9 protein-coding genes, 1 pseudogene and 1 riboswitch are annotated in these 12,777 nt (G+C 44.7%); of the genes and pseudogenes, 1 reads left to right on the plus strand and 9 read right to left on the minus strand.

The window, feature by feature from the left end:
• Positions 1-61: 61 nt before the first annotated feature.
• The 9 genes and pseudogenes from JZO70_RS03610 to aroE all read right to left on the minus strand — a co-directional run bounded on the left by JZO70_RS03610 (position 62) and on the right by aroE (position 11,497).
• A complete protein-coding gene (locus JZO70_RS03610; protein WP_207672164.1) occupies positions 62-1,246 on the minus strand; it encodes an FtsW/RodA/SpoVE family cell cycle protein in 1,185 nt (394 codons plus the stop codon).
• Entirely contained in the window at positions 1,218-2,381 is a 1,164-nt protein-coding gene (locus JZO70_RS03615; RefSeq protein WP_207672165.1) for an FtsW/RodA/SpoVE family cell cycle protein, read from the minus strand. Before JZO70_RS03615 ends, JZO70_RS03610 begins: the two co-directional genes overlap by 29 nt.
• Before the next feature lie 107 nt (positions 2,382-2,488).
• Positions 2,489-2,656: riboswitch (M-box (ykoK) riboswitch) on the minus strand.
• Between the two features lie 567 nt (positions 2,657-3,223).
• On the minus strand, positions 3,224-5,332 hold the full coding sequence (locus tag JZO70_RS03620; RefSeq protein ID WP_207672166.1) for a J domain-containing protein: 2,109 nt from the start codon (positions 5,330-5,332) through the stop codon (positions 3,224-3,226).
• Positions 5,323-7,014: an Hsp70 family protein gene (locus JZO70_RS03625; protein ID WP_207672167.1), complete on the minus strand. Its 1,692-nt coding sequence runs from the start codon at positions 7,012-7,014 to the stop codon at positions 5,323-5,325. Before JZO70_RS03625 ends, JZO70_RS03620 begins: the two co-directional genes overlap by 10 nt.
• Positions 7,015-7,101: 87 nt before the next feature.
• On the minus strand, positions 7,102-7,836 hold the full coding sequence (locus JZO70_RS03630; protein ID WP_207672168.1) for a class I SAM-dependent methyltransferase: 735 nt from the start codon (positions 7,834-7,836) through the stop codon (positions 7,102-7,104).
• Positions 7,837-7,984: 148 nt separating this feature from the next.
• Positions 7,985-8,482, minus strand: coding sequence for a shikimate kinase (locus tag JZO70_RS03635; protein WP_207672169.1), 498 nt, complete (start codon positions 8,480-8,482; stop codon positions 7,985-7,987).
• A 29-nt stretch (positions 8,483-8,511) separates the two neighbouring features.
• Positions 8,512-9,572: pseudogene (gene aroB / locus JZO70_RS03640) on the minus strand (3-dehydroquinate synthase).
• A complete protein-coding gene (gene aroF / locus JZO70_RS03645) occupies positions 9,566-10,606 on the minus strand; it encodes a 3-deoxy-7-phosphoheptulonate synthase (RefSeq protein WP_207672170.1) in 1,041 nt (346 codons plus the stop codon). Before aroF ends, aroB begins: the two are co-directional and overlap by 7 nt.
• Positions 10,607-10,618: 12 nt before the next feature.
• Complete coding sequence (aroE, locus tag JZO70_RS03650) at positions 10,619-11,497, minus strand: shikimate dehydrogenase (protein WP_207672171.1); 879 nt, start codon at positions 11,495-11,497, stop codon at positions 10,619-10,621.
• A 584-nt stretch (positions 11,498-12,081) separates the two neighbouring features.
• Here aroE and JZO70_RS03655 point away from each other — a divergent pair.
• The gene (locus JZO70_RS03655; protein ID WP_207672172.1) at positions 12,082-12,516 is read left to right on the plus strand and encodes a GNAT family N-acetyltransferase; all 435 of its coding nucleotides are present in this window, start codon (positions 12,082-12,084) and stop codon (positions 12,514-12,516) included.
• The last annotated feature ends 261 nt before the right edge of the window (positions 12,517-12,777 follow it).

Here is a 12,777-nt window from a genome sequence, read left to right on the forward strand (position 1 = left end):
GGGAAACTCTCGCTTGAAAATTCGCAAGCTGTTGGTTATGATAATTCAAGCTGAGAGTTTCTCAGTTTATACGTTTTATTTTCGGGTCGAATGAGCTGCAACTCTTCGGCCCGCTTTTTTCCATGCCTAAAACAATTCCTAATCCAAAACATCCGGTAATCAACGAGGTCCCGCCTTGACTCAAAAATGGTAACGGGATTCCGGTTAATGGCAGCAGCCCAATCGCAGCCCCCACATTTTCCACCGTTTGAAACAACAGCGAAAAAACTAATCCTACTGAAAAATAAAGATAAGCCCGTTTGTTGGTCTGCATGCCGGTTCGGAGCATTTGGTAGAACAGGTAAAAATATAAAAACAAGACGCTGGCACTGCCGACAAAACCAAATGTTTCGGCAATGACGGTAAAGATCATGTCAGATTCCCGTACGGGTACATAGACCCAAGCTGCCTCCCCGGCTTTTCCGGCAAATCCGCCAGTGGCGACTGCCAGCATGCTGCGAACCTGTTGAAAGGAAATAGAGTCTTGATACTTCAGTGGATCTACCCAGGCTTCCACCCGATTTAGCTGATACTCCTTGAAATGCAGTGCCTTCAGGATCTCTCTGCCCCATTCCGTGAACACGAAAAGAAGTAAACAACCGCCCAACACGGCCAACAGTCCGGCTAGACTAATTAAAATTCGTTTGTCCACCCCCGAAACAATAAACAGTGCTAGCATAATACAAATAAAAACTAGACTTGTCCCAAAATCCCGCTGCATGAACATTAAAAGGAATGTTGGCAGAGCGATTAAAAAGCTCTTCAACATGTAGCGCCCATCTGATTGCCAGGTTCGTATCGGGGTTCGTTGTTCATAATTGATGGTGATGTACACCAGCATCAGAATAAAGGCGATCTTCATCATTTCCGACGGCTGTAAAGTCAGTGGTCCGATGCGCAGCCAGCGTTTGGTTCCTGTTAGTTCAAACATGGCCGCGTCGTAGTACCAATGCAACAGTAGCATGACTCCCAACGAAAGCCCGTACCATAACGGTGAAAATTTCATCAAAAAGGCAAAAGAGAAGTGGCGGGCTGCCAACAAAGCGCCGAAAGCTAACGCGCAAAAAAACAATTGCTTAATGACGATAGGCCGTACAAAATTGCCATCCAGCACTGCCGCCTGATACTGGACCCAGACACTCACCAGCAGCAATAAAAAGATCGGCAGCAGCAGCGCCTCATTCCAAGTTTTGCGCTTTTCCAGCATGGATCTGCCTCCTTTCATTAGCCGAAATATTCAGGGCAACACCGATACAAAAGGAAAGAATCAAGTAACTGGTTCCCCCATAACTAATAAAAGGCAAAGGAATCCCCGTCATGGGAATCAATCCGATGGTGCTGGCCACATTGATACTGGTTTGCACCAGCAGCAGTGTACCAATTCCTAGTAAAATCAAGGCGGCCTGATGATTTCTACAGCGAGTACTTAACTGGAACAAACGCAGGCAAATCAGAAACAGCAGAAATAAAATCCCAATCGCGGCAATCAGCCCCAATTCTTCCACAATAATCGAAAAGATAAAATCCGTTTCCGCTTCAGGCAAGTAGCCGTTTTTAGTAATACTGTTGCCAATCCCTCGCCCGAAGAATCCTCCGTTGTACATTGCATAATAGGAATTACTCATCTGATAGCCAACCCCATTGAAGTCCGCAAAGGGATTGCCGGCGATGGCGATCCGTTCATACACATGCTGAAAAAGATGGGGCAATAAATGAAATTTACCTAACAGCAGCACAACTCCAGAAGTAACAATCATTAGAAAGAATGCCGCGACCCCTAGAAGCAAACCCATATCCACTGAAATTGCCGAAGACCAGAACAACACGCCGGCAATGATCAAAATCAAAATGGCGCCCGCCACCTTAGGTTGAATCAGAATCAACGTCATCAAAAGCAGCGTGACCACAATCGGTGCCCGCAGTTCCTTTTTTGTCTCCAGCGGGTGGCGAAAATAGTAGCTGAGATAAAAAATCAAGGCGACATTTGCCAACTCCGAAGGTTGAAACTGAATCCCAAAAATGGAAATCCAACGCTGGGCCCCGTTGACCGTGACCCCAAACAGATGAATCTTCACCATTAAAAGCAGTAGCGCCGAACAGCCCAGCATGACCTGAGCCATTGGCAGTTTTAAAAAATGCGGCAATTTGACGGAAAACGTTAAGGCTAATCCTACCCAGCTTATTCCCATAAAGATCAGCTGCCGGTAAAATAAGCTGCGGGGATTCTCGCCGGTCATCATCAAACGGTAAGAACTGGCGCTGAAAACCTCTAAAAGACCGATTGTGCTCAGGACAGCATAAGGTCCTAAAATCCACCAATCGATCTTTTTAATTTGCTGCATCGTTTCACCTCCATTAACAACTGTCAGGTGAACATGAGCGGGTATTTATACTTTTTAGAATCCATACAAAAAGGTCAGAAACCTTTTCGAACAAGAATTCTGACCAAGCGTCATCTCATCGTCCGAGTTTTAGCACTATACAACGTAAAGATTTGCATCTTAGCTATTTGGAAAAAGCCTTAATCCGACAATTCCTGTTTTACCCATTGGCATCTTTCGATGTTTCTGAGCAATAGCTTGTGTTTGTATAGGAGCCTCACCTAACAAGGTTGTTGCTATTTTATTTTTACGACCCAATCTTACTCTTTGGGATAGACTACTTGCAACCAAAAACCGAAAATCCCAGCTGAATTTACTCTTTCTTAATAACAGTAAAGAAAGAGTAAAATAGTTCTTTAGAAATTCAGCATATCAGAGTATGCCGCTTAAATAGTTTAGCAAACAGAAAAGTTTAGTTGACTTCCATCTTACGATTCCCGATTTACCTATTAGGTAAATACGTTGATATATCAATGAAAAACAGCTATATCAATGCTGTTACAACGCTTTTCTAGTAATCGGAATCCCCAAAGGATATTTTCACTACCCAGCCTTCCTTTTGAACCTAATATATTTCATTATCAATCTTCCAACTGATAATAAATAACAATAAGCGACAAAACAATACTCTTTCTGCCAGATTTTCCAGCCTAACTTATTGTGCTACACTAGATGCAAAATAAAAGCTCGTGAGGTATGGCGGCGTGTTAACGGAAGAAAAGACGGATGAGACTGGAGAAAGGGTACTAATCTATTGGATACAGCTGAAAAGGCCGAAGGAGTAAAACGTCCTTCGACCTTTTTTAGTTGAATGGGTTCTTTTCTGGTTCACATTCGGCAACAATCCTTTCGGCGGTAGAGTTATTCATCTCTTCCCAGTCGCCTCGATAAATATGAGCGATCCGGCCGCCTTGATCACAGGCGAGGATCAGCGAGGCACGTCCCAAGTTATCATTGACTACGAAATAGGGTTCATCTAGGTACCAGCTCAGCTGCCAAGTACCTTCTAAGTAGTTTTCATCCGGCCCATCCGCTTGTTTCGCTTGCAGCAACGCCATAACTTCATCAGTCACATAGCGGGAATTTTCAGCCAAAACAGCAGGCCGATCATCACTTGGCAGATACTCTGCAACAAAAAAGCTGATGGAAGTAGCCGGCCGAACCTCAATATCGGACAATAAAGCGTCATAAGCTGCCGCCTCCATCTCATGCCAGCCGGGTCCTAGTACGTCGATAATCTTTCCGTCATCATCCTCCTTGATAACCATCAGCGGCTCACTATTGTAATAAATAGCCTGACAGTACCCATGATCGACAGTGGAGTCGAAATCAAAACGAAAATTATGGCGCATCGCATCGGGATAGGTCGCCGGATCATTTAAATGCTGCTGCAGCAAGGCAACTGCCTCCCCGGTTGCATACTCATCAATCAAGGTTTGCCGAGCGCCGGGATCCTCAGTATATAAATAGTAATAAGCAAACCGCTTAACAGCATCGGCATCGTCACTAATCAGACTTTCCATGGAAAAATATTTCTTCATACTTTTCTGATAATTATCTTGGTAGGTTCGATTTTCTGAAATGTTTGGAACCGTCGGCGGCAATTCTGGTCGCCGCTGACTAAAGTTACTAACCTTTACGATAAACATGACCAGAGCTGCTGCAATATACAGATAACGGTACCATTTAAACTGCTTCTTTTTAGCCTCGGGCTGCCGGATTTCCTGGAACTGCCTTTCCTGTTGCTGCCTTTCCGGCGGCTGACCGTGTTGTCTTCGATGAAAGGCCCTGATCTGCTGGTAACTGCTTTTCTCTTCAGTAGACAAATAGCGGCTGGCCTGGTTCCAGTAACGGTCTAAGGTCAACGACTGATAATAAGAAACCTGCTCCCAATAAGCGAAGGCCTGTGGATAATATTCCAGCCGGTAATAAAGCATCCCCAGCAAATACGCTTGCCAAGCTGGAAAGACTAAATAATTTTTTGTTGCTAATTGCTTCTTCTGGAAGTCGGACATCGTCCCCTTTTGCCAAACCTCCCGATAGATCAACAGAAAGGTTGCCAGCTGCTTATTGCCATAGCGCATCTTCATAGCAGCTTCGACTTTTTTATTAAAGGCTGCAAATACTTCCGGCTCAGTCAAATCGCCCCGGGCTTTGATCAGGATTTGCTGGGCCTGCAAAAGCGCAAAATCACCGTCATTGGTCACTAGGGCCAGCATTTTTTTAGCTAAGGATTTTAACCGGACTTCTTCATGCTCTTCTGAATTCAAGTAAGTATAATATTTATAGCGGTACAAGAAGTAATTTTTCCGCTCCTCTTCCGGCAGCTCCGGCCAAAGCGCAAAAGAAAAAGCCGGCGCGTTTAAAATTTGTTCCCGCTGATATAAAAATTGCGGTAAAGCCATTGGTTGTCCCAACGCATCACTTTCCAGCTCCAGCAATTGGAAGCTTTGCAGCAGTCGCTCAATGATCGGCTTGGCTAAATACATGAAATTTTCCACCAGCACCTGTTGAATGATGCGGGAGTTCTGCATAAATTCCTGAATCGACCACTCTCGGTTATCCGTCAGCAAGGCTTTCCAGGCGGCTTCATCTTCAAAAAAGCTCATGGTGTCCAACAGCTGATAGACTTGTTCCCTAAAAGAAGGCGCTGATTCTTCCACTTCCGGCTCCGAGATTTCCGGAATTTCCGGCACTTTTTCAACGATTGTCTCTTCGTCTCTTACCACGAAAACCGGCTCTGTACGCTTCGCATAGCGGACTGCCGCATCAAAGGCTTCCTTTAATTGCTGGAATTCTGCCGGCTGTTCATCAGGAATCAGCTGCTTGAGTTTGACGGCATAGGCTTTTTTGATGACCTTGAGCTCTTTAGTCGGTTCAATTTCTAAAATGTCCCAAAAGCTCATAGCCAAAACCCTTTCTCCAGTTCATTCAGCTTCTGATTCAGCTCTTTGGCGGTCTTTTTAACTAATTGCGGGTCTTGTTTTTGCATGACTGCTTCAAATTGCAGCAGCATATTTTGAACATACCCCCGCATCTCGCCGGTTGTCTCCGCATACAAGCGATCCAGCCGGGCCATCAGCAGGCGATTTTCGGCTGAATCGCGAGGATGAATCTTCAATTTCTCCAGCTTCCGCAGACTTTCTTTAATTTCGGCCTTAGTTAATTTGCCAGGTGATTCTTCGATAATCAGCTGATGGGTCTTGCCGGTTTTTTGGATCGTGACTAAGACCTCCAGCAGACCGTTGGTATCATAGGTAAAGCGACAATCCACTGGATAATCCTTCGGTGCTGGTTCAAGCGGAATCACGATTTCGCCGATTTTCAGGTTTTCCTCTACACGGGGACTTTCCCCTTGGTAGACACCGAAACGAATCTTCGGCTGCTGATCCCGAACAGTGTAAAAGGTCTCGATCTTACTCACCGGAATCGTGGTGTTGCGCTCAATAATCGGTGAGAATACACCCCCGATCCATTCATCACCCATTTGACGAACCGATTCCACCCCTAATGTATGGGCGCAAACATCCGTCAGCATCATCTCGGAAACCATCTTCTGATCCTTTTTCAAAGCCGTTTGAATCCCGGCACCCATGCCCACGGCTTCGTCAGGATTAATCCCAGTATAAGGAATCTTTCGCAGCAGCTTGGCTAAGAAGCTGCGGACCACCGAGTCTTTGGTGGCACCGCCGATTAGGATCACTCGATCGATATCCTCTACCGCCATGCGTTTGTCATTTAACACCCGACCAATCGGCATCCGCATTCTAGCCAGCAACGGTTCGCATAGTTCTTCGTATTTTTGGCGATCCAGCTGATAGTGATAGCTGGTATCCTGATAGGTAAAATCGAAACCGGTTTTGCCTTGATTGGCCAGTTCTTTTTTCAAGGTTTCGGCCTTTTGATACAACACCGAATGCACAGCTGCCGGCAGACTTTCGTTCTCCAGCTGATTTTCCGCCAAACAATCCCGCACAATCACTTGGGTGAAATCTTCCCCGCCCAAATGATTGTCCCCGGCAATAGCTTCCACCTGCATGATGCCTTCAAACATTTCCAATAAAGAAACATCGAAGGTACCGCCGCCAAGGTCTATGACTAAAATCGACAGGTCATCTTCTTTGTGGAAGCCATAGGCCATCGCTGCTGCGGTGGGTTCGCTGATTAAATTCAGCACCTTCAAGCCGGCCAAATTCGCCGCCTCCATCGTAGCTTCCCGTTGAATATTATTAAAATAAGCCGGCACACTGATGACTACTTCCTCACAGGGCTGCTGTAAATACAGCTCTGCATCTTCCTTTAAGCTGGCGATAATTAATGAAGAAAGTTCAATCGGTGTAAAATGCTGCTCACCTAATTGGTAAATTTTTTCCGTTCCCATAAAGCGCTTAAAAGTCGCCGCCGTTTTTTGCGGATGGCTCACTAGCCGTTCCTTGGCGATCTCTCCCACTAAAAGCTCCCCATTGTCATCGATCCCCACAACCGATGGTGTCAAATGGTTGCCAAAGCGGCTTTTAATTAGTCCTACCTCTTGGCCGTCCCAGTAGGCCGCCAAGCTGTTTGATGTTCCCAAATCAATTCCGATTATTGCCATTACTCACACCCCTTTTTTAAAAGTGTAGCATAAGTGGCGCTACAAAAAAGACCCTATCAGCATTTTTTTCTGATAGGGCCCGGAATCTTATTTTGAATTGGTTGCTGAAACAATCAGCATCATAGGTCGTCTAAATTCATCTTTCATGCCAAGGACATCCAGCATATTTTCCGGCGGTGTCGGTTCAACGATCCGGTCAATGGTGAAACCGTTGGTCAAAAGGCCATCTAGATAAGTCGTCAAGGTCTTATGATACTTGGTGACCTCGCTGCCTAAGAAATGAGCCGAACGCTTGCCTTCGTAGAAATAATTATCTACTGGAAAATGGTCAATCTCGCCCTTTTCATTATAGTACCAGTCTTGGGTACCATAGGCGGTAAAGACGGGATGCTCCACTGAAAAGATAAATTGTCCGCCTGCTTTTAAATAGCGGTGAACATTTTTTGCCACTACCTCAAATGAGGGGATGTAATGCAACGCTAAAGAACTGATGACTACATCAAATTGGTCTGCGTCAAAGTCGGCTTCCTCGATCCCTGCCTGCAAGTAAGTCACATTGTCATAAGGGGTTTGCTGTCTGGCTACCTCCAGCATTTTCTCAGAGATATCCACTCCTGTAACGGCTTTAGCCCCATGCTCTGCAGCATAAATACAGTGCCAGCCATAGCCGCAGCCTAGATCCAGGACGGTTTTGTCTTTAAAATCCGGCAGCAGTTCCTTTAAGGTCTGCCATTCACCGGCGCCGTCTAAGCCTTTTTTACTGCGTTCCATTTGGCTGTAGCTTTCAAAAAATTCTTCGTTGTCATAAATGTTGTTGGTCATTTTATTTTCCTCCATGTAATTAAAATTAGTTTTTGGCTATTACATGGAGTACATCTCTTTTGTGGGCAATCATGTTCCTCGCTCCTCTCCCGCATGCAAAAGGCATGGATTTATACAGACAGTTTACCACAATTTACCGCTGTTGGGGCTAAGCCAGGTGCTGAATAATTTCTTGGGCGATTTCTTTGGGACATCTATGGGTGGTGTCCACGGTAATTTTAGCTAATTGTTCGTAGTATCTTTCTCTAGAGTAGAATAAATGCTTGATTTCGCTATCGTCTTTATTAGAAGCATTGGGCCGAATATTTTCTTCGTCGTTTCTGATACGGTCAATTAAAATTTCCGGATCAGCTTTTAAGTAAATCACTTTTTTATCAGCTAAAACCTGCTGATTTTCTTCCTGCATGATTACGCCACCGCCCGTTGCGATGACGGATTTTTGGGTGATGGCTTCTTTTAACAATTCGGTTTCGTGCTGGCGGAAAGAAGCTTCGCCATGTTTTTCGAAGTATTGACTGATAGAGCCGATGCGTTCGACTAAAACATCGTCCATATCTACCCGTTGACAGTTTAATAGGTTTGCGACCTCGCGACTGATTGTGGTTTTTCCAGCTCCCATAAAGCCGATTAAAATAATAGATTCCATTGTGTTTTGCTCCTTTTCGATTTTGTTTTTTATGCTAATAAATAGTCTTTTAATTCAACTAGCGGAACGGTAAGGATTTTACTCTTACCGATATCCTCCACTAGTACGATGTGAATCTGGTCACCCCGCACTTTTTTATCGTGTAAAATTGCTTGATAAATTCTCGCCGGGTCCCAAGGTATATAGGCAGAAGGCAGCTGAAATTTTTCCACCATTTGAATAATTTCATCGGTTAGCTGACTTCTGCATAAACCTTTTTTTCCGCACCGCGGGTCATTTGCACCATCCCTAGAGAGACAGCTTCGCCATGACTAATCATTTCGTAATTGGAGCTGGCTTCTAAGCCGTGGCCAATGGTATGACCGAAGTTTAAGAGCAAGCGCTCATTTTGGTCGAACTCATCTTTTTCCACTAATACTTTCTTCACTTGCAAAGCCTTCTGAATGATACTTTCGCTATTAGCCATGATGTCTTCCAGCTTGGTCATCTGCCGCAGCTGCTTCCATAAGTTGTCATCTTGAATCAAGGCGCATTTGATGACTTCTGCCATGCCTTCAGACAGGCGTTGGTCTGGCAAAGTTTTTAAGGTATTCGGATCAATCAAGACCCCATCTGGTTGAGCGAAGGTGCCGATTAAATTCTTAGCCTTCTCACAATTGACGCCGGTTTTTCCGCCGATGCTGGAATCCACTTGCGCCAATAAAGAAGTCGGTACTTGAATGAAGGACAAGCCTCGCATGTAAGTCGAAGCCACAAATCCGGTTAAATCTCCGATGACCCCGCCGCCTAAACCGATTAAGGAATCGCTGCGGCTGAAATCATGCTCCGTTAGAAAATCGTAAATCTCGTTAGCTGTTGCCAGCGATTTGCTTTTTTCACCGGCGTCCACTACGTAGGAATGAACCTCGAAGCCTTGAATGCCTAGGTACTGAGTCACGGTTTCGCCGTAAATGGGAAACACATTGGAGTCACTGATTAAGGCAATTTTTCGTTGGGACCAAAGTTCACCTGTCCAGCTGCCGATCTTTTTCAAGGCATCTTTTTGGACAAGAATTTCGTAGCTTTTACTAGCTAAGTCGATATTTAACATACGATTTCCTCCTTTGTTTGTTCAGTAATTTGCTTCATTGCTTTAGTTAAAATGGTTACTTCCCGCATCATCTGCAGGTAATTCTTTTCATTTAAGGATTGATCCCCATCGGACCAAGCGTTGACTGGATCCGGGTGAATCTCCACAATCATGCCGTCGGCGCCGCTGGCAACTCCAGCCCGAGCCATCGGCGAAACCAAATCCCAGATTCCTGTACCGTGGCTTGGATCCACGATGACTGGGAAATGGCTCAGCTTTTTCATTAATGGTACGGCACTTAAATCTAAGGTATTGCGGGTCGCTCGTTCGTAGGTGCGAATGCCCCGTTCAATGAACAAAATATTGAAATTCTGCTGAACCGCAATGTATTCAGCCGCGTTCAACCACTCTTCAATCGTACCGGAGATGCCGCGTTTTAAACCAATTGGCTTGCCGGTTTTGCCGACTGCTTCCAATAAACGGAAGTTTTGCATGTTGCGGGCACCGATTTGAATTACGTCAGCGTACTTGGCAACTACCTCAATATGGGCTTCATCCATCACTTCGGTAATCACCTTCAAGCCGTGAGCATCGGCAGCTTTGCGCATCATCTTCAAGCCCTCTTCACCTAGTCCTTGGAAGGCGTAAGGCGAAGTCCGTGGTTTGTAGGCTCCGCCCCGGAGAATTTGTGCCCCGCCGGCCTTAGCCATGCGAGCGGCCTCCATGATCTGTTCCTCCCCTTCGACTGAGCAAGGACCGGCCATGGTTACGAAGCTGCCGTCACCAATTTTGACGCCATCGACATCCACCACCGTGTTTTGCGGGTGGAATTCCCGAGAGGTTAGCTTGTAACTGTTGGTGATCGGCACTACCCGATCCACCATTGGGTAACTCTTGAAAGAAATCGTTTGAAGGATTTCCGGATCGCCTAACAGTCCTAAAACAATGCGGTCCTTGCCGTGGTTCACTTGAACACCTAAGCCTTTTTCTTTTATTTTATTGATAATCGGTGACAGTTGATTTTCTGTGACCTCTTGCTTCATAATTAAAATCATTGATCCACTCTCCTATTTTTGAATTTCAGCTGCCAGCAAGGGTCGGGTGACCGCTAGCGGCATCTCTTGACCGGTCCATAATTTAAAGGCAGCAGCTCCTTGATGCAGCAGCATTCCTAATCCATTAATTGCAACGGCGCCTTTGGCTTCAGCCGCTTTAAGCAGGGCTGTTTTGGCCGGATGATAAATCACATCAAAAACTGGCAAATCACTTCTAAGCAGATCAGCACTTGGAATCGGCATTTTGTCTGGCTCTGGGTCCATCCCAACATTGGTTCCGTTAATCAGCAGATCACTCTCAGCTAACGAACGACTCAATTGTTCTTCGTCTGCTAAATCGTACAGGTTTAAGTGGCAATTGGTTTCTTGTTCAATCAGTTTTAATTTTGGTTCAATCGTTTGATAGAAGGAATCTTGAATATTGAAGACATCAATTGCCTTCGCGCCATCCAGGGCGGCCTGAGTAATAATCGCTGTCGCCGCACCACCAGCGCCTAAGATTGTTACCTTCTGGTCAACCACTGTCAGGTCGTGTTCCTTTAAGCTTTCCAAGCAGCCGATGCCGTCGGTTGTGTGTCCGACAAGCTTGCCGTCTTGATTGACAATCGTGTTGATTGCGCCAATCAGACGAGCGGCTTGACTTAATTCATCCATATATTCCACAGCTGCCATCTTATGGGGCATTGAAAGATTCACCCCTAGCATTTCCAAATCACGAATCGCTTGGATCGATCGGCCTAACGTCTTAGGCTGCACGTCAAAGCTTAAATAGACGGCGTCGATTCCTAACTCGCGAAACGACGTCGTATGCATCGTTGGCGAAAAGCTGTGTCTAGCTGGCAGGGCATATAAGCCAGCCAATCTTGTTTTTCCCGAAATTGCTTTTTCCATACCTTACCTCCTAGGTTTTTTATAAATCAGATCTTAAAAATCAGTACCAAAAAAAGACTCATTGTAGATGAAAAATCTACAATGAGTCTTCTGCTCCCGAAAGCTGGGTAAAGAAAAAGCCACTATAGATAAATTCATCTACGTGGCGAAAGTCATCTCAAACTCCTCTAGCCATCATAGATACAAACTGGTTGTAGTTTGCATCCATGAGTGCATGAACACAAACCTATCTAAAATAGCTAAAGTAATAAGTATTCAGTTGTGTATTAATATTTTTAATCATATCAATCGCTCCAAACTGTTTTTTAAGATTGGGTTAATTCTAGATGTGTTTTTTCTAATTGTCAAGCACTTTAAATAAAAAAACTTATCTTGCAGCCGAAATAAACCGTTTACATCTAGAAATAATCACTTGTAATGCTTGCTGCTAAAGGATTTTCACACCTTCTAATATTCACCAAAACAATTATAAAAAAACCTTTGATTAGCGAAAGAAATAGCAAAAAATATGGAAAATTGTTCGTTAATTGCTATAATGGTTAAGAGTCTTTTTTCTAAAAAGTACACGAAGGAGTTTTACCCTAATGGATTTCCAAATCAAAGCAACCCCGGAATTATCTGCCGAAGAATTATTGGCAATTTTTATTGAACGTGTCGCCGTATTTGTCGTGGAGCAGGAATGCCCCTATCAAGAAGCCGACCAAGACGACCAAAAAGCCCTGCATGTTTGTCTAGCAGACGAACAAGGCTTGAAGGCCTACGCCCGTATTATTGATCGTGAGGATGATGTCACCTTTGGCCGGGTCCTGGTGGTGAAGTCAGCTCGGAAGCAGCAGCTGGGACAAAAGCTGGTTCAGCGAACGCTCCAAGAGATCCAGCAGCGTTTTCCTGATAAGTCCGTCACGATTTCCGCCCAGGCTTACTTGCGGAAGTTTTATGAAGGCTTTGGGTTTGAAGTGGTCTCAGACATTTATTTAGAGGACAATATCCCCCATGTGGATATGCGTTTAAGCAACTAACGAATACCGGAAAGCAGGTAATTTTCTGCTTTCCGGTATTTTTCTCATTATAGATAATACCTTTTTTCAGCAGCTTATAAGTTTTTTATTCAGCTGAAAGCACAATTTTTTGCTGAATGACGAGTGTTACAGAATTATTTTTACGCTCTTTCTTAGATTTATTCCGTTTATTTTAACCCCAATTCTAAAAATACAGCGAGTTTTAGCGGCGAAATCGTTTTATCTTTTTGGCTGATTTTCTGCAAGGTCTATAATTATTTA

Origin of the sequence: Candidatus Enterococcus moelleringii (assembly GCF_017377575.1) — a bacterium.
In the GTDB taxonomy this organism is placed as follows: Bacteria; Bacillota; Bacilli; order Lactobacillales; family Enterococcaceae; genus Enterococcus_A; species Enterococcus_A moelleringii.